Origin of the sequence: Cellulosilyticum sp. ST5 (assembly GCF_046529625.1) — a bacterium.
Classification (GTDB): Bacteria; Bacillota; Clostridia; order Lachnospirales; family Cellulosilyticaceae; genus Cellulosilyticum; species Cellulosilyticum lentocellum.
The window spans coordinates 101,187-127,317 of record NZ_CP132338.1; the positions used below are offsets into that span (position 1 = coordinate 101,187).

The 26,131-nt window shown below is 34.5% G+C and carries 32 protein-coding genes; 30 read left to right on the forward strand and 2 right to left on the reverse strand.

The features are described from left to right. Nucleotides 1-10 precede the first annotated feature (10 nt). The 9 genes from QTL86_RS00485 (at nucleotide 11) to QTL86_RS00525 (ending at nucleotide 6,542) form a co-directional block, all read left to right on the forward strand. Nucleotides 11-802 (forward strand): aminoglycoside N(3)-acetyltransferase, encoded by a 792-nt coding sequence (locus tag QTL86_RS00485; RefSeq protein ID WP_410496180.1) that lies wholly within the window; start codon nucleotides 11-13, stop codon nucleotides 800-802. A 112-nt stretch (nucleotides 803-914) separates the two neighbouring features. After that, nucleotides 915-1,982 carry a glycosyltransferase gene (locus QTL86_RS00490; protein ID WP_410496181.1) on the forward strand — a complete coding sequence of 356 codons (1,068 nt, stop codon included), beginning with the start codon at nucleotides 915-917 and terminating at the stop codon, nucleotides 1,980-1,982. Beyond that, complete coding sequence (locus QTL86_RS00495; RefSeq protein ID WP_410496182.1) at nucleotides 1,979-3,001, forward strand: phosphodiester glycosidase family protein; 1,023 nt, start codon at nucleotides 1,979-1,981, stop codon at nucleotides 2,999-3,001. The genes QTL86_RS00490 and QTL86_RS00495 overlap by 4 nt, the downstream gene beginning before the upstream one ends. Then, nucleotides 2,982-3,383, forward strand: a complete 402-nt coding sequence (locus tag QTL86_RS00500) for a hypothetical protein (protein WP_410496183.1) — start codon at nucleotides 2,982-2,984, stop codon at nucleotides 3,381-3,383. Before QTL86_RS00495 ends, QTL86_RS00500 begins: the two co-directional genes overlap by 20 nt. A 152-nt stretch (nucleotides 3,384-3,535) precedes the next feature. Next, nucleotides 3,536-4,195, forward strand: a complete 660-nt coding sequence (locus QTL86_RS00505; RefSeq protein ID WP_127067545.1) for a YoaK family protein — start codon at nucleotides 3,536-3,538, stop codon at nucleotides 4,193-4,195. Between the two features lie 28 nt (nucleotides 4,196-4,223). Beyond that, complete coding sequence (locus tag QTL86_RS00510) at nucleotides 4,224-5,138, forward strand: GyrI-like domain-containing protein (protein ID WP_410496184.1); 915 nt, start codon at nucleotides 4,224-4,226, stop codon at nucleotides 5,136-5,138. 50 nt (nucleotides 5,139-5,188) lie between these two features. Beyond that, nucleotides 5,189-5,653, forward strand: coding sequence for a GyrI-like domain-containing protein (locus QTL86_RS00515; protein ID WP_127067543.1), 465 nt, complete (start codon nucleotides 5,189-5,191; stop codon nucleotides 5,651-5,653). 102 nt (nucleotides 5,654-5,755) lie between these two features. Further along, the gene (locus tag QTL86_RS00520; RefSeq protein WP_013658240.1) at nucleotides 5,756-6,322 is read left to right on the forward strand and encodes a TetR/AcrR family transcriptional regulator; all 567 of its coding nucleotides are present in this window, start codon (nucleotides 5,756-5,758) and stop codon (nucleotides 6,320-6,322) included. Between the two features lie 97 nt (nucleotides 6,323-6,419). Continuing rightward, a complete protein-coding gene (locus QTL86_RS00525; RefSeq protein WP_256372382.1) occupies nucleotides 6,420-6,542 on the forward strand; it encodes a hypothetical protein in 123 nt (40 codons plus the stop codon). A 188-nt stretch (nucleotides 6,543-6,730) separates the two neighbouring features. On the opposite strand, the gene nagA is transcribed toward QTL86_RS00525, so the two are convergent. Then, the gene (gene nagA, locus QTL86_RS00530; RefSeq protein WP_410496185.1) at nucleotides 6,731-7,870 is read right to left on the reverse strand and encodes an N-acetylglucosamine-6-phosphate deacetylase; all 1,140 of its coding nucleotides are present in this window, start codon (nucleotides 7,868-7,870) and stop codon (nucleotides 6,731-6,733) included. Between the two features lie 303 nt (nucleotides 7,871-8,173). Between nagA and QTL86_RS00535 the strand changes: the two genes are divergently transcribed. Next, nucleotides 8,174-9,010, forward strand: a complete 837-nt coding sequence (locus tag QTL86_RS00535; RefSeq protein ID WP_013658238.1) for a DegV family protein — start codon at nucleotides 8,174-8,176, stop codon at nucleotides 9,008-9,010. Nucleotides 9,011-9,290: 280 nt separating this feature from the next. Beyond that, a complete protein-coding gene (locus tag QTL86_RS00540) occupies nucleotides 9,291-10,676 on the forward strand; it encodes an MATE family efflux transporter (protein WP_410496186.1) in 1,386 nt (461 codons plus the stop codon). Between the two features lie 18 nt (nucleotides 10,677-10,694). Here QTL86_RS00540 and uppS read toward each other — a convergent pair whose 3' ends face one another. Next, the gene (gene uppS / locus QTL86_RS00545) at nucleotides 10,695-11,339 is read right to left on the reverse strand and encodes a polyprenyl diphosphate synthase (protein ID WP_013658236.1); all 645 of its coding nucleotides are present in this window, start codon (nucleotides 11,337-11,339) and stop codon (nucleotides 10,695-10,697) included. A gap of 257 nt (nucleotides 11,340-11,596) precedes the next feature. On the opposite strand from uppS, the gene QTL86_RS00550 reads away from it, so the two are divergent. The 19 genes from QTL86_RS00550 to QTL86_RS00640 all read left to right on the forward strand — a co-directional run bounded on the left by QTL86_RS00550 (nucleotide 11,597) and on the right by QTL86_RS00640 (nucleotide 26,093). Continuing rightward, a complete protein-coding gene (locus QTL86_RS00550; RefSeq protein WP_013658235.1) occupies nucleotides 11,597-12,277 on the forward strand; it encodes a response regulator transcription factor in 681 nt (226 codons plus the stop codon). A 139-nt stretch (nucleotides 12,278-12,416) separates the two neighbouring features. Further along, complete coding sequence (locus tag QTL86_RS00555) at nucleotides 12,417-13,325, forward strand: ABC transporter ATP-binding protein (RefSeq protein ID WP_410496187.1); 909 nt, start codon at nucleotides 12,417-12,419, stop codon at nucleotides 13,323-13,325. Next, the gene (locus tag QTL86_RS00560) at nucleotides 13,318-14,115 is read left to right on the forward strand and encodes a hypothetical protein (RefSeq protein WP_127067540.1); all 798 of its coding nucleotides are present in this window, start codon (nucleotides 13,318-13,320) and stop codon (nucleotides 14,113-14,115) included. The genes QTL86_RS00555 and QTL86_RS00560 overlap by 8 nt, the downstream gene beginning before the upstream one ends. A 29-nt stretch (nucleotides 14,116-14,144) precedes the next feature. Then, entirely contained in the window at nucleotides 14,145-15,035 is an 891-nt protein-coding gene (locus QTL86_RS00565; RefSeq protein WP_127067539.1) for a sensor histidine kinase, read from the forward strand. 21 nt (nucleotides 15,036-15,056) lie between these two features. After that, nucleotides 15,057-15,791: an ABC transporter ATP-binding protein gene (locus QTL86_RS00570; protein ID WP_127067538.1), complete on the forward strand. Its 735-nt coding sequence runs from the start codon at nucleotides 15,057-15,059 to the stop codon at nucleotides 15,789-15,791. Then, on the forward strand, nucleotides 15,788-16,525 hold the full coding sequence (locus QTL86_RS00575; protein ID WP_013658230.1) for an ABC transporter permease: 738 nt from the start codon (nucleotides 15,788-15,790) through the stop codon (nucleotides 16,523-16,525). Before QTL86_RS00570 ends, QTL86_RS00575 begins: the two co-directional genes overlap by 4 nt. 310 nt (nucleotides 16,526-16,835) lie before the next feature. Next, nucleotides 16,836-17,045 (forward strand): ferrous iron transport protein A, encoded by a 210-nt coding sequence (locus tag QTL86_RS00580; RefSeq protein WP_013658229.1) that lies wholly within the window; start codon nucleotides 16,836-16,838, stop codon nucleotides 17,043-17,045. 12 nt (nucleotides 17,046-17,057) lie between these two features. Beyond that, on the forward strand, nucleotides 17,058-17,279 hold the full coding sequence (locus tag QTL86_RS00585; RefSeq protein WP_013658228.1) for a ferrous iron transport protein A: 222 nt from the start codon (nucleotides 17,058-17,060) through the stop codon (nucleotides 17,277-17,279). Between the two features lie 29 nt (nucleotides 17,280-17,308). Beyond that, a complete protein-coding gene (feoB, locus tag QTL86_RS00590; protein WP_013658227.1) occupies nucleotides 17,309-19,480 on the forward strand; it encodes a ferrous iron transport protein B in 2,172 nt (723 codons plus the stop codon). Between the two features lie 46 nt (nucleotides 19,481-19,526). After that, entirely contained in the window at nucleotides 19,527-19,667 is a 141-nt protein-coding gene (locus tag QTL86_RS00595) for a FeoB-associated Cys-rich membrane protein (protein WP_013658226.1), read from the forward strand. Nucleotides 19,668-19,691: 24 nt separating this feature from the next. Then, nucleotides 19,692-20,306 (forward strand): DUF3793 family protein, encoded by a 615-nt coding sequence (locus QTL86_RS00600; protein WP_013658225.1) that lies wholly within the window; start codon nucleotides 19,692-19,694, stop codon nucleotides 20,304-20,306. Nucleotides 20,307-20,460: 154 nt separating this feature from the next. After that, nucleotides 20,461-20,757 carry a hypothetical protein gene (locus QTL86_RS00605; RefSeq protein ID WP_127067537.1) on the forward strand — a complete coding sequence of 99 codons (297 nt, stop codon included), beginning with the start codon at nucleotides 20,461-20,463 and terminating at the stop codon, nucleotides 20,755-20,757. Nucleotides 20,758-20,810: 53 nt separating this feature from the next. Next, complete coding sequence (locus QTL86_RS00610) at nucleotides 20,811-21,851, forward strand: metal ABC transporter substrate-binding protein (protein ID WP_410496188.1); 1,041 nt, start codon at nucleotides 20,811-20,813, stop codon at nucleotides 21,849-21,851. Beyond that, nucleotides 21,852-22,562 carry a metal ABC transporter ATP-binding protein gene (locus tag QTL86_RS00615; protein ID WP_410496189.1) on the forward strand — a complete coding sequence of 237 codons (711 nt, stop codon included), beginning with the start codon at nucleotides 21,852-21,854 and terminating at the stop codon, nucleotides 22,560-22,562. It abuts the gene before it with no gap. Beyond that, complete coding sequence (locus QTL86_RS00620) at nucleotides 22,555-23,382, forward strand: metal ABC transporter permease (RefSeq protein ID WP_410496190.1); 828 nt, start codon at nucleotides 22,555-22,557, stop codon at nucleotides 23,380-23,382. The genes QTL86_RS00615 and QTL86_RS00620 overlap by 8 nt, the downstream gene beginning before the upstream one ends. Next, nucleotides 23,379-23,975, forward strand: coding sequence for a hypothetical protein (locus QTL86_RS00625; RefSeq protein ID WP_410496191.1), 597 nt, complete (start codon nucleotides 23,379-23,381; stop codon nucleotides 23,973-23,975). The genes QTL86_RS00620 and QTL86_RS00625 overlap by 4 nt, the downstream gene beginning before the upstream one ends. Before the next feature lie 163 nt (nucleotides 23,976-24,138). Beyond that, nucleotides 24,139-24,597 carry a GNAT family N-acetyltransferase gene (locus QTL86_RS00630; RefSeq protein WP_410496192.1) on the forward strand — a complete coding sequence of 153 codons (459 nt, stop codon included), beginning with the start codon at nucleotides 24,139-24,141 and terminating at the stop codon, nucleotides 24,595-24,597. Between the two features lie 131 nt (nucleotides 24,598-24,728). Further along, entirely contained in the window at nucleotides 24,729-25,598 is an 870-nt protein-coding gene (locus QTL86_RS00635; protein ID WP_410496193.1) for a GNAT family N-acetyltransferase, read from the forward strand. 216 nt (nucleotides 25,599-25,814) lie between these two features. Further along, complete coding sequence (locus QTL86_RS00640) at nucleotides 25,815-26,093, forward strand: CD3324 family protein (protein ID WP_013658218.1); 279 nt, start codon at nucleotides 25,815-25,817, stop codon at nucleotides 26,091-26,093. Nucleotides 26,094-26,131 lie beyond the last annotated feature (38 nt).

The window sequence follows — 26,131 nt, forward strand, 5'->3', positions numbered from 1 at the left end:
GAGCTATATGATGAATGAGAGACCAATTATTTTAAAGCAAGATCTATTAGAAGGGTTACAAAGTATAGGTATCGAAAAAGGACAGAGTATTATGGTACATACCTCTTTAAGCAGTTTTGGTTATGTATGTGGAGGTGCCGAGGTAATTATAGAGGCACTGTTAGAGGGCGTTGGAGAAGAAGGAACCATTATGATGCCTACTCAAAGCTGGAAAAATTTAGACCCATCCTATGGTGTACATTGGGAGGAACCTGAAAAATGGTGGCCTTTAATAAGGGAACATTGGCCAGCGTATGATAAAGATATTACGCCAACTAATACCATGGGGGCTGTAGCAGAAATGTTTCGTAAGTGGCCAGGTACTTTAAGAAGTGACCATCCAGCACGCTCAGTAGCTGCTTATGGAAAAAGTGCCAAGTATCTTGTAAGCCAACATGACTTAAGTGATATTTTTGGTGAGACATCCCCATTAGCAAAATTGTATGAAATAGATGGTTATGTTCTTTTACTAGGAACAGGATATGATAAAAATACTTCGCTTCATTTAGCTGATGTGAGGGCAAACTACCCATCAAAGCACATGGAGGAAAATAGTAGTGCTATGATGGTTAATGGCAAAAGAGAGTGGGTTACTTACTCAACACTTTATGTAGATGGAGAAGATTTTGAAGAGATAGGAAAAGCTTTTGAAGAAACAATGGCAGTTAACAAAGTCGACCTTGGAAATGCACAGTTACGTTTCATGAAACAAAGAGAGTTAGTTGATTTTGCAATAGGTTGGATAGAGCAACATAGAAAATAACATTGTTTAGAATATTCATACCAAAAACACATTGATTTCAACTAACTATCACTTTCTTACAGTAGATTATTTTTAAGCTTAATAATTAACTTAAGAAAGTTAAGGTGTTTTTATGGCAAATCAAAAACAAGTTATTGTAGTTATTCCGGCATACGAACCTAGTGATGAATTACTTACACTGATTCAAGAAATTAGAAGTCAGACACCGTTTAAGGTGATTATAGTAGATGATGGTAGCGGTTCACGCTATGCACCTATTTTTGAAGAAGCGAGGTTAGATGCTTATGTTATTGGATATAAGGATAATGAGGGGAAAGGAAGCGCTTTAAAAACAGCTTTTTCTTATATACTAAAAAGGTATGAAGAAGCCATTATAGTTACTGCTGATTCAGATGGACAGCATCGGGTCAAAGATATAGTAGCTATAGCAGAAGCTGCCAAACAACATCCCGAAGCACTGGTACTAGGAATCAGAAGCTTTGATAAACAAGTGCCAGTGAGAAGCAGATTTGGAAATAAGATAACTTCTTTTATATTTCAATTATCTTCAGGTATTAAAATTAAGGATACTCAAACAGGACTTAGAGCTTTTGATGGTAAAGCACTTAACTACTTATTAAAGATTCCAGGCAATCGTTATGAGTATGAAATGAATATGCTTATGAATTGGGCAAAGGATCAAAAAGAAATCTATGAAAAGCCTATTGAAACGATCTATAGGAATGAGAATTCAAGTTCACATTTTCACCCAGTTAAAGATTACTTTCAAATTTATAAGGAAATCATAAAATTTAGCTGCTCTTCATTGATTGCATTCTTAGCAGATTACATTTTATATGCCTTGCTAATTGTGCTTACAAATAGTCTTCCCATTAACCTGAGTATTGGCATAAGTAATGTGGGAGCCAGAATAATGAGTGCTATTTTAAACTATAATCTCAATAGAAAGTTTGTTTTTAAAAGTGACAATAACGTGCTTAAAACAGCCTTACAGTATGCAGCACTTGCAGCGGGAATTTTAGTATTAAATACCCTCCTTTTAACACTTTTAGTTCATACCTGCATTACTAATCAATTTGTTGCTAAGATTGTAGTAGAATTAGTTTTATTTATTATAAGCTGCACAGTACAAAAACAAATCATTTTTAAAAAAGCAGAAAAAATAGGTGAAGGCAGATGAAACATATCATAAAAAGAAAACCACCGTATTGGTGGGCTATTACATATAGCATATTACTCGTAGGATTTACTAGTTTTGTTTTGCTTAAAGTATTTGTTATCCAATCTACACAGATAGCTGATATTAAGGGTAGTGGCATTTATTTACAAGAAGATAAAGATAACCCTCATACTGAGGGGCAGGAACAAGTGAATGAAAATTTAGAAACTCATAATGATAGAGATGAGCAGGCAACACAACAAGATACCTCCATTACATCTGATGATAATTCAACTCAAGAGATAGCAGAAGTGACCGATTATTCTTATAAAGATGATAATATAAATATTACCATTAATGAAAAGCAAATAGATGAGACAAAAGTATATATAGTGGATATTCAATTAAGCAATGTAAAATATTTAAAAACAGCTTTAGCGGATAATGCTTATGGCAGAAATATTAAAGAAAAGACCTCTGAAATGGCTGAGCAGAATAATGCGATTTTGGCTATTAATGGTGATTACTATGGTTTTCGGGATTATGGATATGTCTTACGTAATGGAGTGTTGTATCGTAGCAATTATGGAGAAGCAACTGATGAGGCTTTTGTCATTTATGAAGATGGGAACTGCAAGGTAGTGACAGAAGGTGATGAAACAGCAGAAAGTTTGTTAGATAATGGCGCTGTTCAAATCTTATCTTTTGGGCCAGGATTAATTGAAGATGGCACTATAGCCGTTAGTCAAAATGAGGAAGTAGACCAAGCTAAAAGAAGCAATCCTAGAACAGCCATTGGTATGGTAGATCCACTTCATTATGTTATTGTTGTATCGGATGGTAGAACGAATGAAAGTAAAGGCTTAACACTCTATGAGCTGGCAGAAGTAATGAAGGATAGTGGCTGCAGTGAGGCCTATAATTTAGATGGCGGAGGTTCTAGTACGCTTTGGTTTAATGGTAAGGTTATTAATAATCCTACAGATGGCAGAAAACTAGGAGAACGTGAGGTGAGCGACATTGTCTACATCGGTTATTAAAGGAAAAGAAAGAGTAAGAAAAGGGCTTATTGGGATGTTGGTCACTTCTTTATTTTGTATTATATTTGCCATAATCTATAATCACTTTGGCCATGGCGTCTATTCAGTTTATATGACCTATATGTTTTTATTCCCACTTATTTTAGGAAGCGGTGTATATGGTCTTGTTTTAATTTTACCCCAAATGAAAGGAATTTCTAGACTTCCCTTTAATCTATATAATTCAGGTATTGCTACATTAACGGTTGGTAGCTTACTAAAGGGAATTTTTGAAATAGCAGGGACATCTTCTCCTTATGTAGTGGTTTATTGGTTAGTTGGAACTATAATGATTGTTTTTTCAGTGTTAATTGCAATAAGACAGAAAACAGTTAGTGAATAAACCGAGATACATGCTATAATAAAGGTAAATACTACCTATGAATCCTAAGACATCCAGAGATTACTATAAAGATGGCTTGGGATTTTGCTGTATCTACGAATTTTAAGGATGAATAAGTGTAGTAGTGTTAAGAAATAAAGGGGAAATGTCAATTGAAACAGACTAAACAAATGTCAGAAACTTTACTAGTTGGTTCTTTGCTTGCAATGGTAGGAGGTTTTTTAGATGTGTATACTTATTTAACTAGAGGAGGTGTTTTTGCTAATGCACAGACTGGAAATATTGTGTTGTTAGGGATAACACTTTCAGAAGGAAATATCAAAAAGGCACTTACTTATTTGATTCCTATTCTTGCATTTATCATAGGAATTATTGTTGCAGAAGTTATAAAAAATAAGTATAAAACTAAAGAGAGCGTACATTGGAGACAGATTATTGTACTTATCGAAGGCATAACGCTATTCATAGTAGCTTTTATTCCAGATACTCAGAATATGGTGGCTAATGCAATTATTGCTTTTGTATGTTCGCTGCAAGTTGAAAGCTTTAGAAAAGTAGAGGGGAGTCCTTATGCAACAACTATGTGTACAGGCAATTTAAGAAGTGGCACAGAGCTGTTTTATTATTATAGAAAAAATAAGGATCAAAAAGATTTAGTTAAAAGTCTACAGTATTTTTGCATTATCTTATTCTTTATTATCGGAGCTTGTATAGGAACTATTTTAGCTAAACTATTTTTACTAAAGGCGGTATTATTTTCGATAATACTTCTAGGAATTGTTATTTTACTTATGCATAAAAAAGAAAGCTAAAGTGCTATCCTACAGCATATTACATAGAATGTCGGGAAGAATTAAGAAAGTTGTACTATACTTTAATAAAGGTGATGGTTATATGAATTTATTAGATAGTATGAATGAAGCCATACAGTATATTGAAAAAAATCTGGGGGAGAAAATTGATTACGCAGAAGTAGCTAAAGTAGCAGGCTGTTCACAGTGGTATTTGCAGCGAATGTTTATGTCTATTACCGATGTTTCTATTTCTGAGTACATTAGAAGAAGAAGACTAACTTTAGCAGCCTTTGACCTTAAAAATAGTGATCAAAGTATATTAGAGATTGCTTTAAAGTATGGTTATCAATCTTCTGATGCTTTTACAAGGGCGTTTAAGGCTTTACACCTAGTGACTCCTTCAAAGGCTAGAGAAAATGGTGTACTTCTAAAATCATATGCACCCATTACTTTTATATTATCCATTAAAGGAGTGGCGGCTATGAATTATAAGATTCAAGAAAATGAAGCAATGCGTGTCGTAGGGGTTAAAAAATGGTTTTCAACTATTGATAATGGTCAATTAAAAGAAATACCTAAAATGTGGGATGAATTTCCTAAAGAAAAAATGGAAAAGCTCAAAAGTTTATCAGTATCAGGAGAAGTTGTAGGTATGTGCGGGGACATGTATAATGATGGTTTTGATTACTGGATAGGTGTTATCACCGATAAACCATGTCCAGAAGGGATGTGTGAAATGACAATACCAGCTTCTACATGGGCTATTTTTGAAGTCATTGGACCTATAAGACCTTTACCTAATACCATGCAAGATATATGGGGCAGAATTTTTTCAGAATGGCTTCCTAACTCTGGTTATGAGCATGCAGAAGTACCAGAATTAGAATGCTATAGTAATGGTGATTGTATGGCTGAGGATTATAAGAGTGAGATTTGGATTCCAATTATCAAAATGCCATAAGTCTATATTTATTAAATAATATAGTGGACTTGTATATAGAGGAGGATAAAATGGAGATTAAAACATGTACAAAAGAATCTTTTTCTGTAATAGGAAAAGAGGGTTCTACAATGGATGGAGATGCATTTGTTGAAAGACTATGGGATGATGCTAATACTCATTTTAATGAAGTAGGGGGCCTAGCGAAAACAGACGAAAATGGACATATTCTTGGCGTTTGGGGAGCTATGTCAGATGTGACACACTCCTTTAAACCTTGGGAAGATAATTTCACAAAAGGATTATATCTCGCAGGGATTGAGGTGAATGATACAGCTGAAGCGCCAGAGGGTTGGGTAAAATGGACTATTCCTTCATATGAGTATATTTATGTTAAAAGCGAAGGGCTCGATACATTTAAAGAAGTCATAGCATATCTGAAACAAAAGGGTATTACTCTTGCCGGTGCGGTACATGATTTCAAATGTCCTGAAGAAAATCAGTGGTATATGTTCTTTCCTATACGAAAGCTATAAGTACAATTAAGTTGGTTTTAATAGAGAGATTTGATATAATAAGTTTGATATTTTAAAGAAATAAAGGGAAGAATTTATAGAGCATTTGAAGGGGGACAGTTAATGGCACAAACAACAAAAAAGGCATTAGCAGCATCACTTAAAAAGCTGTTAACTCAAAAAACATTAGATAAAATTACAGTGATAGATATTGTAGAAGACTGTGAAGTGAATAGACAGACCTTCTACTACCATTTTCAAGATATATATGATTTAGTAGAATGGATTTTTGCTACAGATGCAGCTAAGGCACTTGATGGCAAAAAAACGTATAATACTTGGCAGCAAGGCTTTTTGCAAATCTTTGAGTATGTATTAGAGAATAAGGAACTAGTTATGAATACCTATCATTCTGTAAGGCGTGATCAATTAGAGCATTATCTTTATGATGTCACTTATGGCTTATTGATTGGCGTAGTAGAAGAAAAAGCAGTAGGAATGAAAGTGCGTGAAGAAGATAAGCAGGCTATAGCACATTTTTATAAGTTTGGTTTTGTGGGCTTGATGTTAGAATGGATTAGTAGTGGTATGAAAGAAGATCCTGAGCATATTATTGAGCAGCTTAGTATTTTGATGAAGGGCAATATTACGAGATCCCTTGAAAAATACCGTAGTGACCATCAAATCTAGACAGATCACCTAGAATGTATAAATTATGGGTGTTCCAGAGTATTTGGTTCTTGCTATGATGTACGTGTGTTATTAGATTCTACTTCAAAAAGGATGGATGGCAAAAAAACTTACAGACATTAAGCTACCATTTTTAGCAGGGCTTGTAGAAAAAGCTAGTTTAAAGAAAATCCAAGGAACGATCATCGAGGAGTTACTTGAAAGATACCACTTAATTTAAGGTTATAATAAAAGGGACTTTCGCATCATTAATACTTGTAAAGTCCACCGAATAAAAGACCTATGAAGCTAGAGATTTCAACTAGTTTCATAGGTCTTTTTGATAGACATCAAATGGGCCTAAGCCTATAATTTGCTTAAGATAGCTTACATAAGCAATTAAGAAATAAGAAGGTTTTGAAAGAACTATTACTTTAAAAGAATACCACTAAAGAAAATATCTTTAATGGAGAGATCTTTTTTGAGTATAACAAGATGAGCAATCTTACCATGAGTGATACTACCATAGTTTTTTTCAATACCAATAGCACGAGCTGGGTTGAGTGTAGCTGCTTTAATAGCACTTTCTATAGGTATTCCCATGCTAATGGCAATCCGCAAACAGTCCATTAAATGAGTTGCACTACCTGCAATGGCACCATCTTTAAGGGTAGCTAAATTTTTAGTTACTGTGACAGCTTGCCCACCTAAGCTATAAGTGCCACTAGACATACCACAGGCCATCATACTGTCGCTAATTAATATAACACGGTCATCACCAAAGAGTTTGAAGGTCGAACGAACTACAGAAGGGTGGATATGAATACCATCGCAAATAAGTTCAACCATACAATGAGGTGTGTCAAAAGCTGCCCCTATTACACCAGGAGCACGATGAGAAAAGGCTGGCATAGCATTATAAAGATGTGTCACATGATTAGCACCAGCTTCAAAAGCTTTTAGTGAAGTAGCATAGTCAGCGGTGGTATGAGCAATAGAAAAAGAGACTTGATTTTTAAAGGCACTAATACATTCATAGGCTCCGGCTTCTTCAGGGGCAATAGCTACTAATTTAATTAAATGATTAGAGGCTTCTAATAACCTAGAAAGCATAGCCTGATCTGGACAACGAAGGTAAGATGGATTTTGTGCTCCTTTTTTTGCATAAGAAAGGAAGGGACCTTCTAGATTGATGCCGCATATGGTTGCACCAAGGGTCTTTGGTGCATAGTTAGCAGCATGTTGGCAAATTTTAAGTAGGCTTTCCTCTGGCAAGGTCATAGTGGCGGGACAAATGGTTGTTATACCTTGGCTTAATTCATAAGTAGTAATTGCTTCTAGCGCTTCATCTGTGCCATCACAAAAGTCATATCCCATACAACCATGAAAGTGTATATCAGTTAAGCCTGGAATGATATAACAGTCTGAAGCATCATATGAGTCGGAAGATAGTGAGGAATGAAATGAGCGTGGTTCTTCAAGTCTAGAGATTTTATCCTTCGAAATGAGTATATCCTTTTTTTCAAATAAGCAAGAATCAGTAAAAACAAGGCCATTTTTTATAAGCATAATCATTCTCCTTATCATAGTATTTACCTTGTAACTATGATAGCAATTGAAAAAAGGGACTTCAAGCTTTATCTCATGGCTAGACAAAAAGAGAAAAAAAACACAGGATTATTATATTGGTATAATACAGTATTTGCTGCTGAAAATATAAATTACAGGAAATGGTATTATGTTGACAAATATATTAAAAAAAGTTATGATAAATAAAACTTTGAAAGTCAAAGTAAATATAAAACGAATAAAGATAAGTAAAAATAGATAGATTAATAATTAAGAAAGAATTCATGAGGGAAGGGCATTCAGATGATTAGAATTATTACAGACAGTACATGTGATTTAACAAAAGCAGATCAGGAGAAACTAGGCATTACCGTTATTCCATTACAAGTCTTATTTGGAACAACTCATTATACAGATGGTATTGATTTATCAGTTGAAGCATTTTATCAGAAGTTAGAAACAGAAAAAGAATTACCAACGACGACTCAGATTAATCCAGATACGTTTATAAATGCATTTGAAGAGTATTTAAAGCAAGGAGATGAAATCATTGCTATTTTACTATCTTCTCACTTAAGCGGGACTTATCAATCAGCAGTGATTGCTAAAGAGATGCTAGAAACAGACAAAATTCATCTGATAGATTCTCAAAATGTAACACTTGGTTTAGCATTATTAGTAGGTGAAGCTTCTAAATTAAGAGATCAAGGATTAAGTGCAAGTGAGATTGTAGAAGAGATAGAACTACTCAAAAATAAAGTAAAGCTAATTGCTATTGTAGATACACTTAAGTATTTACAAAAGGGCGGTAGAATTTCAGCGGCAAGTGCAGTAGTAGGAACTGCACTTGGTATTAAGCCTATTGTACAAGTAAAAGACGGTATTGTTCAGGTATTAGGAAAAGAACGTGGACAGAAAAAAATGTATAAGTTTATTGCTCATTATTTAGAAGAACATCAAATAGATACTCAGTACTGCGTAGTGTTTGCTCATTCTATGGCGGAAACGTCACTTAAATCGCTGAAAGAAATGATTGAAGAAAAGTATAATATTAATGATAACCGCACGGTATGCATTGGAAGCACAGTGGGAACACATGTAGGACCAGGGGCAGTAGGTGTGGCGTTTATAGCCAAATAAAAAGGACTAATAAAGCAAGAAATCCTATGCTGTGTATAATCGGCATAGGATTTTTTTTCATATTCACTTCTATACCGCTATTATATATATAAAACACTAAAGTTAGAATATTCTAAGATGAAATATTAATTGATTGAGAGAAAAAAGTAAAGCAATTAATGAGTATAAAGTTAAAAAAATTTAAATAAATTGTCTTATCTTAGGAGGTATGATATATTAGAATGAAAATTAATAAAAAATATAGATTAATCAATAAATAAAAGACGGAAGAAGGATCTCGATGTTTAGCGCATTAAAAAACAGATTATACGATAGTTCAAAGATTGATAGCGATAATAAGCTATTTAGTAACAAGGCATTATGGGTATTATTATTCCCTATTATTATAGAACAGCTTTTAAACTCTTTTATGGGTATGGCTGATACCATGATGGTTAGTAATGTAGGGAGTTCCGCTATATCGGCAGTTTCTTTGGTGGATTCTATTAATGTTTTAGTGATTCAAGTCTTTTCAGCTATGGCAACTGGTGCTACCATTATTTGTTCACAGTTTCTAGGTAGAGGAGATGAAAGGAGAACTAATAAGGCAGCGAGGCAAGTTGTGTTAACAATGGTGGTTATTTCGGTTACATTAACCATTCTTTTAATTAGTTGTCGAAGCTGGCTTCTTAGTTTTATTTTTGGACAAGTCGAGTCTGAGGTTATGGCAGATGCTAAGGTCTATTTTTTGATTACAGTATTATCATATCCGTTTATAGCTTTGTTTAATGCAGGTTCTGCTTTTTATAGAGCCGGAGGTAACTCTAAATTTCCTATGAAAATAGCTGTTGTTTCAAATCTACTTAATATTATAGGCAATATCATTTTAATATTTGGCTTCCATATGGGAGTTGCGGGAGCTGCACTATCTACACTGATTTCAAGGATATTTTGTTGTATGGTCGTATTTTATTTTCTAGGAAAACCTAAGCAACCTATTGTACTTAATGAGTATTTAAAAATAAGACCTGATTTTCCACTGATCGGTATGATTTTATCTGTTGGTGTGCCCGCGGGCATTGAAAATGGTATGTTTCAATTTGGTAAATTAGCTATTCAATCTACCGTGTCTACACTAGGTACAGCTGCTATTGCAGCACAAGCAATGACCAATATTTTAGAAACAGTTAATGGAATAGCTGCAATTGGTATAGGTATTGGGTTAATGACTATAGTTGGGCAGTGTATGGGCGCAGGAAGAAAAGAAGAAGCAAAATATTACATAGTAAAGTTGACAGGCTATGCCGAAGTGGCCATTATTTTATCTTGCTTGTTTGCCATGGCCATTACAAAGCCTATTACCTATCTAGCAGGTATGGAAGCAGAAAGCGCAAAACTTTGTTTTGAAATGATGATTGCTATAACAATTGTTAAACCTTTTGTATGGGTATTATCTTTTATTCCTGCTTATGGTATGAGAGCAGCAGGAGATGTGAAGTTTTCAATGATTGTATCTACTCTAACCATGTGGTTATGCCGTGTGGCACTATGTGTCTATTTATGTAAGGTATGGGGCTTTGGGCCAATAGCAGTATGGATTGGTATGTTTGCTGATTGGACTATTAGAGGCATTATATTCTCCATAAGATTCTTTAGTGGCAAATGGGCAGAAAAGCAAGTGATATGATGAATAGATGTAACCCTTTTAGCCACCAAGGGTTACATCTTGTTTATTGTACCATTCTATTGCCCGGGAAAATTGGTCTTTAGAAAACTCAGGCCACATTTCATCTAAGGTATAAAAATCAGCATAAACCGATTGAACAGGAAGTAAACCTGATAAGCGATTTCTTCCACCCCAACGGATAATAAGGTCAATTCTAGAGATATCTTTAGAGCAAAGGCAGTCCATAATGGTATGACGATTAGTAGTATCTGTATGCATATGTCCAAGGTCCCATTCCCAACCGTAATTAACAAGAAAGTTAACTTTAGTGGTTCCGGTGCCAAAAGCAACACGCTCTTTGGTATAAGGAAGTAGCTCACTAGGAAACATAGGAGACTGGGTATTGCCAACAACTAATAAGCGAACATCTTCATTTTTAATAAGATTAATGGCATCTATGCAGGCATCAACAAAGGCTTTAACCTGAACAGGTGGCCTTTTACAATTATCAGTAGTAAAACCATAATAGGTAAGTTCTTCAATACCGTAAGTTTTAGCAAGGCGAAGGGCCTCTACCCCTGGATTTAACCCATGCTCATAGCCTTGGTGCTTTTCAAGACCAGACTCATTAGCCCAGCGTCTATTACCATCAGGAATTATGGCAACATGTTTTGGAATTCTCATAAAGTGTTAAACTCCTTTTTTAGGGTAAGTATTACCAGAAGACAAAAGATTTAATCAGTTAGTAACTTATAGATTTGTCTATTTAGGTCAAGAAATGAGGAGGATCTTTTGTTACAATCATTTTTGGGGGATAGGGATGGATATAAGTCCATCTTTACTCCTTTTTATTTTGGGACAATATATGATAGAATACTATTAATAGTTAATTAATTTAGTTTAATAAGAAATCAATAACTATCATGAGGTTGGAGAGCTATATGGAAAAAATATTAATTATAGAAGATAATAAAGATGTCAATTTATTATTAAAAGAAACGCTAATAAGCGAGGGATATGAGGTGATTTCAGCTTTTGATGGGTTAGAGGGAACGAAATTAGCTAAAAGTGGTGAATTTAACTTGATTCTATTAGATATTATGCTTCCTTATAAAAGTGGTGATGAGATTTTAAAGGAAATTCGTACCTGGGGAGATGTGCCGGTTATTATCTTATCAGCTAAAGATATGGTAGGGACTAAAATTGATTTACTTAAATTAGGGGCAGATGACTATATTACCAAGCCATTTGATTTAGGTGAAGTAGCAGCTAGAGTTGCGGTACAGTTAAGGAGAGCACATAAGCAGATGAAAGAAGCAGAAGTACTGTCTTATAAAGATTTAATCGTAGAGAAAGAAGATAAAAGAGTAACTGTAAATGGGCAAGAAGTAGAATTAACAGCTAAAGAGTATTCAATGTTAGAGTTATTACTTAATAATCCTAATAAGGTATTTTCTAAAGCCAATATTTACGAAGCTGTTTGGAATGAAGAGTATCTAGGGGATGATAATGCAGTCAAAACCCATATGAGTAATTTAAGAAGCAAACTAAAGAAAGTAAATGCAGAAGCAGAATATATAGAGACCGTATGGGGTCTGGGCTATAGACTTTATAGAGGGTAAAGAAGAATTAACTTTTTCTTTACCTCTTTCTTATTTTTCTTAACCTTTTCTAAACCTTTTCAGTTTAAACTAAAACTATAAAAGAGTAGCTACTGTTTTTATAGCCTAACAGAAAGGAATTGCCATGAGAGAATATATATTGAAAACATATGGACTTACTAAACGTTACAACAACTTTATTGCCTTAAATAATGTAGATTTATCTTTAGAGTCAGGGAAAATCTATGGACTAATTGGTCAAAATGGGGCGGGAAAAACAACTTTAATGAGGCTTATTGCAGGATTAAGTATTCAGACTTATGGCGCTATCGAACTATTTGGACACCAAGAAGAACGGCAAAGGCAAGAAGAATTAAAGCGCATAGGTATTTTAATAGAAGAGTCAGGCTTAAATGGTAATATGACAGCCAGAGAGAATTTAAGATATTATCGAATCATGAGGGGAATTCCAGGAAGTGAATTAGAAGAAGAACTTCTTGAAATGGTGGGGCTTAAAGAGTCTCATAAAAAGAAAGTTAAAAATTTTTCACTTGGAATGAAGCAAAGGCTTGGTATTGCTATCAGTTTATTAGGGAATCCTGAACTACTCCTATTAGATGAACCTATTAATGGTCTAGATCCAGTAGGCATTGTAGAAGTACGTGGGTTGATTAAAAAAATCAGTGAGGAAAGGCATGTAGCCGTTCTTATCTCAAGCCACAATTTACCGGAGCTTTATCAGACCTGTACAGACTACATTATTATAGATCAAGGAGAAATTAAAAAAATACTAACGCAGGAGAACCTAGAGGAAGAATGCCAGCACCATTTACTCATTAAGTGTGAGAAAGTAGAAGCTCTAGTAGCGGTATTAGAAATGAAGCTAGGAACTACAAGATTCAAAGTAATGCCTGATAGAAGTGTTAAGCTTTATGATTATTTAGATCAAAGAGAAAAGGTGATAAAGATCCTTTTTGAAAATAACATCTTACCTACTCATTTTGCTTTAAGTGGAGATACATTAGAAAGTTACTTTTTATCTGTTATAAGGGGGGAACAAGGTGTTTAATTTAATTGCAGCGGATTTATTTAAGCTTCGTAAATTAATAGCAGTTAAAGTAAGTATACTCTCTTGCATGATAAGTGCAGTTTCCTTAACTATAATGAGCTATGGGATTTCCAAGGGTTTTATAAGTGAAGCAATAAGTGGAGATCTTTCGGGATTAACAGAAATCATGATGATTTCCCTTTTTGGTTCATTGATGGCAGGAGTAGTTATATGTCAAGATTTCGAGGATAAAAGCATGCATCATGTGATTTCGGCGGGAGTAGGAAGAAGTACGATTGTGAGAAGTAAATTCATTACTTTTGGACTCATGATAGCCATTTTATTATTACCCTACTTATTGACTACTTTAGTAGCAATGCTAATAGGTGTATCTTTGCCGGACAAGATTGTTGTGTCTACTTTTCTCAAATGCCTAGCAGATGCTAATGGGCAAGCAATAAGTGGTGTACAAATAGGAAAATTAGTCATTATTTATATAGCAACTGTAGTGGTATATGTAGCGAGATTAAGTATATGTATTCCGTTTGCTTTGATTATTAAAAAGCAGATATTTGTTATGATTGGAGGTTTTGCAGGATGTGGATTAATAGATATTGTTGTGGGCCTATTAGGAGAACTGCCTATTTTTTCAATTTTACTGGGTTACACACCTTATTCTAGAATTTATATGATTTTAGGCTTGGAGACGAATATTGCGGTGTTAATAAAAGCTATCATAGTTAATTTGATATTTATTTTTATTATGGGTGTCATAAGCTGTAAAATTTTTAAAAGAGTTGAGGTTAAGTAAGGAAGCTTGGGAAAAGGATGGAGGAACATATGGCTTATTTGGTAGGAATATTAATAACAATCATCATCTTGCTGCTAGGTTATATTGGAGTAATAGAAATGCAGATTAGAAGTATGAGTGAGCAGCTAGAAAGAAGACTAAAGGCGCATACACGTCAAAATATAAGCGTGCAGCTAGTCAGTAAAAACTTAAATCAATTGGTGATTTGCATTAATAAGTGCCTAAAGGCAGAAGAAAACTTACGTTTAAAAAGCATGCAAGAAGAAAAGCAATTTAAAGAAATGATTGCTAATATTTCTCATGATCTAAGAACACCTCTTACGGCCATTCAAGGCTATCAGCAGCTTCTTGAAAAAGGAGAACTCAGCGAAGAACAAAGAAAAAGGTTAGCAGTTGCCAGAAAACATAGTGAAGAACTAAAAGGTTTGATAGATCACTTTTTCGAATATGCTTATCTTTTAAATACACAGCCAGAAATAAAATTAAAGCATATCAATTTAACAGGGCTAGTAACCGATTGTTTAATTGCCTCTATCACAAGTTTTGAAGAAGCGAATAAGCCTCTTGAGTTTGAGGAAACAGCACCTGTTTATGTAGAAGCAGATGAAGAAATGGTAACTAGAATTGTGCAAAATCTTATTCGCAATAGTGTAGAGCATTCAGAAGGAACTATAAAAGTAGAGGTTTTAAGTAATAAAGAAGGAATACTTCGTTTCATCAATCCCGTTAGGGAACCGGAAAAAATAGATATCCAGAGATTATTTGAAAGATTTTATTCTGGGGATGAGGCCAGAAGCCGTATGGGAGGGCTTGGCTTATCTATAGTCAAATTATTAGCAGAGCAAATGAAGGGGAACGTTACTGCTGAAATAAAAGGAGATTTACTTGAAATTAAGGTGACATTACCATTAGCGCAATAAGAAGCTTAGGGAGGGATTATAATGATTGCGATTCAAACAAAGAGTTTGACTAAGAAATATGGGAAGAAAACAGCTGTTGATGGACTAAATTTATCAGTGAATCAAGGAGAACTTTTTACTTTATTAGGGGTGAATGGCGCGGGGAAAACAACCACTATCAAAATGCTTTCTTGTCTTATAAAGCCTACAGAAGGAGATGCTACATTACTTGGTGATAGCATTGTTAAAAGTCAGTATGCGGTAAAAGAGAAAATCAATGTTTCACCACAGGAAACAGCAGTGGCACCTAATTTATCAGTCAAAGAAAATTTAGAGCTTATGGCAAAAATCTATGGATGCAACAAAATAGAGAGTACCCAAAAAGTTGATGAGATGCTACGCATTTTTAGATTAGAGGAAGTGACAAATGATAAAGCGAAGACTTTATCTGGAGGCATTCAAAGAAGACTGAGTATTGCCATGGCACTTATTTCAGAACCGAAAATATTATTTTTAGATGAGCCTACATTGGGGTTAGATGTTTTATCAAGAAGAGAACTTTGGAGTGTCATTCAACATCTAAAGGGGAAAATTACGATTATTTTAACCACTCATTATATGGAAGAGGTAGAAGCACTCTCAGATCGTGTAGGCATTATGGCAAATGGAAAAATGAAAGCCATAGGAACAGTGGAGACTTTAAAGGAACAAACACATACAAAGAGTTTGGAAGAAGCCTTTGTATCCATTGCAACTATAGAGGGGGGGAAACAATGAGAGTATTTGCTTTTACATCACGAAATAGAAAAGAAATTTTAAGAGATCGTTTAAATTTGATGTTTGGACTTGGCTTTCCACTTGTGTTGTTGTTTCTTTTATCAGCCATTCAAGCTAACATTCCAGTAGATTTATTTGTAATTCATAAGCTTATTCCAGGCATTGCTGTATTTGGTCTTTCTTTTATCTCACTTTTTTCGGGTATGCTTATTGCCAAAGATAGAGGGACGTCTTTTTTAATGAGACTTTTTACTACTCCACTTACAGCATCTGATTATATTCTTGGCTATACTTTGCCGCTATTACCTATTGCGATTATGCAAAGCTTAATTTGCTTTATAGCTGCATTTTTTCTGGGGTTGGAGATTAGTATGAATGTCGTTTTAGCACTCCTTGTTATGTTACCAACATCTGTTTTATTTATAGGATTTGGCCTTTTAGCAGGTACTTTATTTAATGATAAACAGGTGGGTGCTGTATGTGGGGCACTCTTAACCAACTTAAGTGCTTGGCTTAGTGGAACTTGGTTTGATTTAAGCTTGGTAGGCGGTTGGTTTAAAACAGTTGCTTATGCCATGCCTTTTGCTCATGCTGTAGAGGCGGGAAGAGCCGCTCTAACAGGTAACTATAGTGAGATCATGCCCCATCTGTGGTGGGTGATTGGTTATGCAGTCGTTATTATGGCTGTTGCGATCATCATTTTTAAAAAGAAAATGAATAGTGACCAGATTTAAAAGAGAAAAGAAGTATTAAGTTATAAGGGAAAATGATAATTGTAAGCGAGGAATTACTGCGAATAGGTTCTAAACAAAAAGGAGAGTGTGTTTAACTAGATAACACACTCTCTTTTGATTCTCTAAAATAGGTTGTCAGGTTAATAATGAGGAAATAATTAATAAATTAAGCATAGTTCAAATAGTCAAGTTTTGATAATAGGTATCAATTAGATATTGACAATAAATCTCAACTAGAATATACTAAATTTAAGAAAAATGAAAATTATTATCAAGATATAATTTTTATCAAAATAAAGAGGGTGATGATATGCCTTTAACAATGGCAGGTATCGGAGAAAGCAACTTGATTAAGAAAGTTGGCGGTAAAGAAGAAGTAAGGAGATTTTTAGAAAGTTTAGGCTTTGTTATGGGAGGTAAGGTAACAGTAATCTCCAAATTAGATGGCAATGTGATTGTCAATATTAAAGAATCAAGAGTAGCTCTTAATAAAGAAATGGCTAGTAAAATTTTAATATAGAAAGGACGTACTATGAAAACGCTAAAAGAAATGAAATGTGGTGAAACCATTAAGGTAGTTAAGCTTCATGGTATGGGAGCTGTCAAAAGACGTTTGATGGATATGGGACTTACTAAAGGAACAGAGGTTTATGTGAGAAAAGTAGCACCTCTAGGTGATCCTATTGAAGTAACAGTTAGGGGCTATGAACTGTCTCTTAGAAAAGCAGATGCTGAAATGATAGAAGTTGAATAAAGATAGCAGAGGTAGAAGGGAGTAATCAAATGTCAATTAAAATAGCACTTGCCGGTAATCCAAACTGTGGTAAAACAACATTGTTCAATGCTTTAACCGGCTCAAACCAATTTGTAGGAAACTGGCCTGGCGTAACAGTAGAAAAAAAGGAAGGTAAGCTTAAAGGGCATGAAGATGTCATTATCATTGACTTACCAGGTATATATTCTTTATCGCCATATACTTTAGAAGAGGTGGTAGCTAGAAATTACCTCATTAATGAAACGCCAGATGTAATTTTAAACATTGTAGATGGAACAAATTTAGAAAGAAATTTATACCTTTCTACCCAACTTATTGAACTTGGTATACCGGTAGTTATGGCTGTCAATATGATGGATATAGTCAGTAAAAATGGCGATCTCATACATATAGATAAGCTTAGTCAAAAATTAGGATGTCCAGTTGTAGAGATTTCGGCTTTAAAGGGTAAGGGGATTAGTGAAGCTGCTGAAAAAGCAGTTCAGCTAGCAAAAGGTAAAAAAGCAGTTCAAAGAGTCCATGAATTTTCTGCGGAGGTAGAAAATGTACTTACCCATATTGAAAGTAAAATAGCAGATGATGTAAAAGAAAATCAAAGACGATTTTTTGCTATTAAACTTTTAGAACGCGATGAAAAAATAAATAGTTTAATGAATAAAGTACCAGATGTATCTGTAGAGATTAATGGGCTAGAAGAGTCAATGGATGATGATACAGAAAGTATTATTACCAATGAAAGATACCTCTATATTACCTCTATGATTAGTAAGTGCTACGTTAAAAAGAATAGAGATCAACTGAGTGTATCAGATCGCATTGACCGCATTGTAACCAATAGATTTCTAGCACTTCCTATCTTTGCAGTAGTTATGTTTATCGTTTACTATATTTCTGTAACCACAGTGGGAACTATAGCCACTGATTGGGCCAATGATGGTGTATTTGGTGAAGGATGGCAGCTTTTTGGTATGACTATCCCAGGTATTCCAGTTATTATTGAAGCCGGCTTAAATGCTATAGGCTGTGCAGACTGGTTAAAAGGATTAGTCTTAGATGGTATAGTTGGTGGTGTAGGTGCTGTTTTAGGCTTCGTACCACAAATGCTTATTTTATTTATATTCCTTGCCTTCCTTGAGGCTTGTGGTTATATGGCAAGAGTCGCTTTTATTATGGATAGGATCTTTAGAAAGTTCGGTTTATCAGGTAAATCCTTTATTCCTATGTTAATAGGTAGCGGCTGTGGTGTACCAGGAATCATGGCATCACGTACCATTGAAAATGATCGTGATAGAAAAATGACAATCATGACAACGACTTTTATTCCATGTGGTGCAAAGCTTCCTATTATTGCACTTATAGCAGGTGCGTTATTTAATGGCGCATGGTGGGTGGCACCAAGTGCTTATTTTGTAGGCATAGCAGCTATTGTTATTTCGGGTATTATTTTAAAGAAAACAAAAATGTTTGCAGGGGACCCAGCTCCTTTTGTTATGGAACTTCCAGCATATCACTGGCCAACAGTCGGTAATATCTTAAGAAGTATGTGGGAACGTGGTTGGTCCTTTATTAAAAAAGCAGGAACTATTATTTTATTATCGACAGTCATTGTATGGTTTACTTCTAACTTTGGATTGGTAGATGGTAAACTAATCATGGTAGAAGATTTGCAAGATGGCTTTTTAGCAGATTTCGGCAAGCTATTAGCCCCTATTTTTGCTCCTTTAGGTTGGGGAGACTGGAAGTCATCAGTAGCAGCACTTACAGGTTTAGTAGCCAAAGAAAATGTAGTAGGTACCTTCGGAGTATTATATGGTTTCTCAGAAGTAGCAGAAGATGGAACAGAAATTTGGAGCACCCTTGCAGGCCAAATGCCAGCACTTGCAGCTTATTCTTTCTTAGTGTTTAATTTACTTTGTGCACCTTGTTTTGCAGCTATGGGAGCCATCAAACGAGAAATGAATAATAAAAAGTGGTTCTGGTTTGCAATAGGTTATCAAACTGGCCTTGCTTATCTGGCATCATTATGTATTTTCCAAATTGGTCAGCTCATCACCACAGGCGCATTTGGTTTAGGTACAGTAGTGGCTATTGCGGTAATACTCATGGTGATTTATCTAATAGTTAAACCTTACAGTAAAGTAACGAATAGCATACAAACAAATGATTTAAAAGGCTTATAATGTATATAGCAAGGTTTATGATTTAAACAAGAAGGGATGTGTGCATATGGGAACTTTTATAGTGGGCAGTATAGTTGTAGTCATTATGGGAATAGCTATTAGGAGCATTATTAAAGATAGAAAGAATGGCAAGGCGTGTGGCTGCGGTCAAAGTTGTAAAGGTTGCAGTGGACACTGCAATCATTAGAAGCAGGTAGCAAAGGAGACATCTATGAGTAGAGCATGCATTCAATTAGAAGAAATGACCCAAAAGAAATTGGCAAAGCAGTTAGCTTTTCAATGTGCCCCTTTATTAGTGGGCATTAAAGTTTCTAATATCTTTATTGTAAGTATAGAAGATGAAGAGCATGTCAAAGCATTATTTAAAGAAAGTAGGATTTCGTATGATATCCTTTTTAAATGTGAAAAAAGAATAGTATTTTTCTTGTATCATAAAAAGCATTTACAAAAGCATCTTCTAGAAAGTAAACAACAGCAATTAATGAAGCAATTAGGATATGAGGAAAGTAGCCTAGAAGAAATTTTAAAACAAGTAGCAAGTAGGTATCAATGCTATATGAGTTTCAAACAACAATTCCCCCATGAACTAGGTATACTCCTTGGTTATCCACATGAAGACGTAAAAGCCTTTATAAAGAATGAAGGAAAAGATTGTTTATGTACAGGATATTGGAAAGTTTATTCTAACGTGAATCATGCTAAAAAAATATTTGAAAGCTATGATCAGGCAAAGCAAATGGTATTACAAATGGTTGCAAATGGTATGGACATTAAAGAGATTGTAGAAAAGTATCATGATAAGAAGCAAAGGCCATTGGCTGTTTAAGGTAAAAATAAAGAGGGTGGTAACAGACTGTATTTGAGGCTGTGTACCACTCTTTTAAGTTGGAATATTTAGGAAAATTAGCAGGAAAAGTTGCAAATGATTTGCAATAAGATTATAATAAGGGACAGTAGAGTATAGAAAGGAGGGGACCGAGGTGAGTGAAAAACATAAAAAGATAACAGTCATGCTAGGGTTATTGTTGATTGTTTGTATGTTATTTTCAATTGTGTATATTAATAAAGAAAGTCATCATGATTGTACTGGCCAAGGTTGCCCTATATGTTTACAGATTCATGTAGCTAGAGATTTACTTAACAGTATTAAAGGGGCTGTGCTAGGTGCATTATTAATTCAACCATTGTGCCTTATTAGAGTACATATCCAAGCTGGCGTAGCAGTGAATCTTTCTCAGTCATCGCCTATAACCCTTAAAGTAAAACTTCTGAATTGAAATGATGGTGTTTAAACAAAGAGAAGAACCATATTAAATTTGGAGGGATAGAAATGAATAAAAAAAGAACAGCATTAGCGAGTATTTTTCTCATATCAACAATGCTTTTATTTGGCTGCACAAATAAAGAAGTATCTGGGCCTCAGTCAGACAGGTTAAATATCGTGACTTCAGTTTTTGCACCCTATGACTTTGTAAGACAAATTGTAGGGGATAAAGCGGAGGTGAGCATGCTGTTACCACCGGCGGCAGAAAGTCATTCTTATGAACCGACACCACAAGATATTATCAAGATTCAAAATTGTGATGTCTTTATTTATGGAGGTGGAGATTCTGATGCTTGGGTAGATGGCATATTAGAATCTATTGATAATAAAGATATGAAAGTTATTAAGATGTTAGAATGTGTTGAACTTGTAGAAGAAGAAATAGTGGAAGGTATGCAGCATGAACACGATGAAGAGGATGAACATGCTAAAGCAGATGAACATGATGAAGCGGATGAACATCAAGATGAAGAAGCTCACCAGGAAGAACATGAGGAAGATCATGATCATGAAGCAGTTGAATACGATGAGCATGTATGGACCTCACCTAAAAATGCTATTAAGATTGTAAAGGCCATCGAAGCGGCTGTTATTGAAGCAGATGAGATAAATAAAACTGATTATGAAGAAAATACATCAGCTTATGTAAAACAATTACAAGATTTAGATGCAGCCTTTGAGAAAGTAATTGCTAGTGGTAAAAGAAAAGAAGTCATTTTTGCAGATCGCTTTCCACTACGTTACTTTGTAGAAGAATATGGGCTTAGCTATTATGCAGCTTTTCCAGGGTGTTCTACAGATACAGAGCCTAGTGCAGCAACAGTTGCCTTTTTAATTGACAAAGTGAAAGAAGATCAAATACCTGTGGTATTTCATATTGAGTTATCTAATGAAAGGATGGCAGATACCATTTGTGAGGCTACAGGAGCTAAAAAGCGCCTATTTAATGCTTGTCATAATATCACTAAAGAAGACTTTGAAAAGGGTGTTACCTACTTAGATGTGATGAAAGCTAATGTAGAAACCATTAAGGAGGCATTCAATTAAATGGCACTTATAACATGTAAAGAAGTGAAAATGGGATACGAGGGGAAGATCATATTAGACAATGTCAATTTTACTGTTAATCAGGGTGATTACCTCTGCATTATTGGAGAAAATGGTTCAGGGAAAAGTACATTGATGAAAGGCTTATTGAAACTTAAGTCAGCCTTAGGAGGGAAGATTGGTTATGGAGAAGGATTAGTAGCTAATCAAATTGGTTATTTACCACAACAAACAGATATTCAGCGTAATTTCCCAGCTAGTGTATATGAAGTTGTTTTATCTGGGAGGCTTAATCAGTTAGGCTGGAGACCTTTCTTCAACAATAAAGACAAAAAAGTAGTACTAGAAAAAATGGAATGGATGGGCATTAAGCATCTTAAAGGTCAGAGTTTTCAAGAACTATCAGGTGGTCAACAGCAAAGAGTTTTGTTAGCAAGAGCACTTTGTGCAACGCAAAAGTTATTATTACTAGATGAGCCGGTAGCAGGCTTAGACCCAGTTGTTACAGCTGAAATGTACGACCTTATTAAGACAATTAATGAGAAACATGATATTACAGTTATTATGATCTCTCATGATATAGAAGCAGCTATTAAGTATGCTTCTCATATATTACAGTTAGGTAATAAGCAGCTGTATTTTGGAACAACGAAAGATTATTTAAATAGTGATATAGGAAGAACTTTTGTAGGAGGTGGAGCCAATGCTTAGTACCTTATCAGAAATGCTAGCTTATCCATTTTTAGTAAGAGCACTCATTGTAGGGACTTTAATTTCCCTATGTGCAGCCCTCTTAGGTGTAAGCTTGGTGCTCAAAAGATATTCTATGATTGGAGATGGCTTATCTCATGTAGGTTTTGGAACCTTAGCGATAGCCACAGCTCTCAATATGGCTCCCTTACAGCTGACTATACCAGTGGTTGTGCTAGCTGCCTTCTTTTTACTACATTTAAGTGAAAGTAGTAAGATAAAAGGAGATGCTGCTATTGCACTGATTTCAAGTGGTTCTTTAGCAATTGGGGTAATGACCGTTTCACTTACAACAGGCATGAATACAGATGTATGTAACTACTTATTTGGGAGCATTTTATCCTTAAGTCAAGCGGATGCAACCTTAAGTATTTATTTATCTATAGCAGTTCTTGTTTTATTTGTCATTTTTTATGTACGTTTATTTGCCATTACCTTTGATGAAACCTTTGCAAGGGCAACAGGTACTCATACAAAAGCTTATAATATGGTAATCGCATTTTTAACAGCTATTACTATTGTATTAGGGATGAGAATGATGGGAGCCTTGCTTATTTCAAGTCTTATTATTTTCCCTGCTTTAACAGCTATGAGGGTGTGTAAGAAATTCTTATCGGTAGTAATCTGTTCGGCTATTATCTCGTTAGTTTGCTTTGCAACTGGAATGGTGATTTCTTATGAATTTGCTACACCATCAGGTGCTAGTGTGGTTTCTGTTAATATTGTTATGTTCTTAGTATTCTCAATGATTGGTATGATTAGAGGAGGGGTAAAACGATGAAAGAAGCAATACGTATAGTAACAATAGTACTGGGGCTTTCTTTCATCATGACAGGGTGTACTACTAATGAAACACTTAGTAAAGACCAAGGAAGTAAGACTCAGAAAGAGCAAGAAGCAGCAGAAGAAATCATATTACCCAGTGAGAATACGAACACAAGTGATATTGTTAGTGATGAGCAAAAAAGTGTATCCCCTAGTGAGAATGATGTGACAAGTATAAATGAAGATGTAGAGGTATTAGAAATCACAGAAAAAATGTATGTGAGCTATGTGAATGAGATTTATACTAATACAGCTGAATATGAAGGGAAGAAGATTAAATTAGAGGGTATGTTTACTTCTGCTTATGATGAAAGTACCAAGCAAACCTATTATTTTGTTTACCGAACAGGTCCAGGCTGCTGTAATAATGATGGAAGTATGTGTGGCTTTGAATTCACTACTAGTGACACAATACCTGAGGAAAATGATTGGATAGAAGTTATTGGTACTTTAGAGAGCTATGAGGAAAATGGCTATACGTATCTTACTTTAAGAGATGCAGAGGTAACTATTAAAACTGAACGTGGGCAAGAGATAGTTTATCAATAAAAGAAAGACACTTGTGAAAACAAGTGTCTTTTTATGCGTAAAAATATATTTTTTTATGTTACTAAGTTAAGAATAGCAGATCATGTATAACAAGTCTAGTATTTGAATGTATCATTTACTAATATAGTTATAGGATGACTATAACGATGTAGGGGGCAAGTGTATGTTAATATTAAGGCCAACGAGTATAGAAGAAGCAAAAATAATTACAGATATTAAAGCTAGGGCATACAATGATGAAACACGAAGGTTTGGACCAGGCAGAGATGGGGGACCTATGGGTTATGATAGCCTAGAGGAGAATCAAAGAATTATAACGTTGTTTGAAAATTATAGCATTATCTTAGATAAACAAATTATAGGTTGTTTTTGGATTCATTCCATAGAAGAAGCAACAGCAGAATTAGAAGACTTTTGTATTGACCCGAAATATCATAATAAAGGATATGGTTATGAGGTCTTAAAGCTACTAGAGACATTAGAGGAAAGATATAAAAGGTGGGTTTTAACAACGCCTTATTATAGCGTAAGAAATCAATACTTATATGAAAAAGTAGGATTTAAGAAGATAGGAATGCTTGAAAATGATTTCTTAGTTTTATATGAAAAAGTACTTGATTAATGGCGCATATTTTTTTCAGAAAAATACATGAGTTTGCTTGGTAGAGGTAGTAACAAGTATAATAAAATAAGTACATATTGGGTTAAAGTATTCCAGATGATAGTGAATGGATAAAAGAAATGAGGAAAAGTATGAAATATAGATATGTGGTAGATTACAAAGGGGACAAGAATTTAAGAGAGAGCTTTAATACGTTAGCTATAAAAACATTTGATATCAACTTTAATGACTGGTATGAAAAAGGACTTTGGGGAGAACAATATATTCCTTATTCCCTAGTAGATGGTAAGAAGGTGGTTGCTAATATTTCTGTTAATCTCATGAAATTTCAGCAAGATGGCATAGTTAAGAATTATATCCAACTAGGAACAGTAATGACAGATGAAGCGTATAGAGGTCAGGGACTAAGTAGATATTTAATGGAACAAATACTAGTGGAGTATAAAGAGAAAGTAGATGGTATCTACTTGTTCGGTAATGATAGTGTATTAGAATTTTATCCTAAGTTTGGATTTAAGCCAGCAAAGGAGTATCAATATAGTAAAAAGGTTTGTACGAAGAGCAATATGAAGACAGCCCAAAAGGTTAATATGTCAGAATGCAGTAACTGGGAAAAATTATTTACAGTTAGTAAAACAGCAGAACTAAATGGTAGATTAACTATGAGCAATCAAGGACTATTAGGTTTTTGGATAACAGGCTATAAGAAAAATAGCATTTATTATATGCCAGAACAAAAGGCCTATGTTATAGCAGATATAGAAAATGAGGTACTAACACTCCACGAAATTTTTGCAGGTCAAAGATTAGCATTAGATGAGGTAATTACTGCTTTTGGCGGTGGTATTAAAGAAGTAATATTAGGATTTACACCTTATGTGATTGAAGGGTATACAATTAAACCTTATCATGAAGAGGATTGCACCTTGTTTATTATAGGAGACAACTTAAAGATTGTTGAGGAACAAAAGCTAATGTTTCCAACAGTATCACATGCATAGTTTTATAAGTATTATTGAACTAATAATGAACAGAATGATATAATTAGCAATATAGAATATTTAAATTAATATTAAAAATGATGAGTTATTAAAGAGAAAGGAGAATTTTTATATGAGAAGATATGTTATTTGTGCATAGCAAGGGCTATTGCAGATTAAATTATGAAAAAATAGCCGTTGCTATTCCTAAACAATATTAATTTTTAGGAGGGCACAATGAGCTATAAGAAAGCTGAGGCAGTATTGCCAAATGAATTATTAGAGATGATACAAGAGTATATAGATGGGGAGTATCTTTATATTCCTAAGAAAGAAGAAAATAGAAAAATATGGGGAACCAATACTTCTATACGACAAGAACTTCAACTCAGAAATCAGCAAATCTATGCTGATTACAAAAAAGGAATATCTCCTCAAAAGCTAGGGGAGAAGTACTATTTGTCCTTGAAGAGTATTCAACGTATATTATTACAAGAGCGTAAAAAAAATGTATGAAAAATTATTTAGAGCAGCCAAAAGAAAGTAGTTCATGG

Bases quoted from the DNA above. Each gene is read 5' to 3' on its own strand.
- QTL86_RS00610 (WP_410496188.1), top strand. From the start codon at position 20,811: ATGAATAAAAAAAGAACAGCATTAGCGAGTATTTTTCTCATATCAACA.
- QTL86_RS00515 (WP_127067543.1), top strand. From the start codon at position 5,189: ATGGAGATTAAAACATGTACAAAAGAATCTTTTTCTGTAATAGGAAAA.
- QTL86_RS00495 (WP_410496182.1), top strand. From the start codon at position 1,979: ATGAAACATATCATAAAAAGAAAACCACCGTATTGGTGGGCTATTACA.
- QTL86_RS00565 (WP_127067539.1), top strand. From the start codon at position 14,145: ATGGCTTATTTGGTAGGAATATTAATAACAATCATCATCTTGCTGCTA.
- QTL86_RS00510 (WP_410496184.1), top strand. From the start codon at position 4,224: ATGTCGGGAAGAATTAAGAAAGTTGTACTATACTTTAATAAAGGTGAT.
- QTL86_RS00580 (WP_013658229.1), top strand. From the start codon at position 16,836: ATGCCTTTAACAATGGCAGGTATCGGAGAAAGCAACTTGATTAAGAAA.
- QTL86_RS00550 (WP_013658235.1), top strand. From the start codon at position 11,597: ATGGAAAAAATATTAATTATAGAAGATAATAAAGATGTCAATTTATTA.
- QTL86_RS00540 (WP_410496186.1), top strand. From the start codon at position 9,291: ATGTTTAGCGCATTAAAAAACAGATTATACGATAGTTCAAAGATTGAT.
- QTL86_RS00575 (WP_013658230.1), top strand. From the start codon at position 15,788: ATGAGAGTATTTGCTTTTACATCACGAAATAGAAAAGAAATTTTAAGA.
- QTL86_RS00620 (WP_410496190.1), top strand. From the start codon at position 22,555: ATGCTTAGTACCTTATCAGAAATGCTAGCTTATCCATTTTTAGTAAGA.
- QTL86_RS00625 (WP_410496191.1), top strand. From the start codon at position 23,379: ATGAAAGAAGCAATACGTATAGTAACAATAGTACTGGGGCTTTCTTTC.
- QTL86_RS00600 (WP_013658225.1), top strand. From the start codon at position 19,692: ATGAGTAGAGCATGCATTCAATTAGAAGAAATGACCCAAAAGAAATTG.
- QTL86_RS00570 (WP_127067538.1), top strand. From the start codon at position 15,057: ATGATTGCGATTCAAACAAAGAGTTTGACTAAGAAATATGGGAAGAAA.
- QTL86_RS00520 (WP_013658240.1), top strand. From the start codon at position 5,756: ATGGCACAAACAACAAAAAAGGCATTAGCAGCATCACTTAAAAAGCTG.
- QTL86_RS00490 (WP_410496181.1), top strand. From the start codon at position 915: ATGGCAAATCAAAAACAAGTTATTGTAGTTATTCCGGCATACGAACCT.
- QTL86_RS00535 (WP_013658238.1), top strand. From the start codon at position 8,174: ATGATTAGAATTATTACAGACAGTACATGTGATTTAACAAAAGCAGAT.
- QTL86_RS00595 (WP_013658226.1), top strand. From the start codon at position 19,527: ATGGGAACTTTTATAGTGGGCAGTATAGTTGTAGTCATTATGGGAATA.
- QTL86_RS00485 (WP_410496180.1), top strand. From the start codon at position 11: ATGAATGAGAGACCAATTATTTTAAAGCAAGATCTATTAGAAGGGTTA.
- QTL86_RS00615 (WP_410496189.1), top strand. From the start codon at position 21,852: ATGGCACTTATAACATGTAAAGAAGTGAAAATGGGATACGAGGGGAAG.
- feoB (WP_013658227.1), top strand. From the start codon at position 17,309: ATGTCAATTAAAATAGCACTTGCCGGTAATCCAAACTGTGGTAAAACA.
- QTL86_RS00635 (WP_410496193.1), top strand. From the start codon at position 24,729: ATGAAATATAGATATGTGGTAGATTACAAAGGGGACAAGAATTTAAGA.
- QTL86_RS00640 (WP_013658218.1), top strand. From the start codon at position 25,815: ATGAGCTATAAGAAAGCTGAGGCAGTATTGCCAAATGAATTATTAGAG.
- QTL86_RS00585 (WP_013658228.1), top strand. From the start codon at position 17,058: ATGAAAACGCTAAAAGAAATGAAATGTGGTGAAACCATTAAGGTAGTT.
- nagA (WP_410496185.1), bottom strand. From the start codon at position 7,870: ATGCTTATAAAAAATGGCCTTGTTTTTACTGATTCTTGCTTATTTGAA.
- uppS (WP_013658236.1), bottom strand. From the start codon at position 11,339: ATGAGAATTCCAAAACATGTTGCCATAATTCCTGATGGTAATAGACGC.
- QTL86_RS00525 (WP_256372382.1), top strand. From the start codon at position 6,420: ATGGCAAAAAAACTTACAGACATTAAGCTACCATTTTTAGCAGGGCTT.
- QTL86_RS00630 (WP_410496192.1), top strand. From the start codon at position 24,139: ATGTTAATATTAAGGCCAACGAGTATAGAAGAAGCAAAAATAATTACA.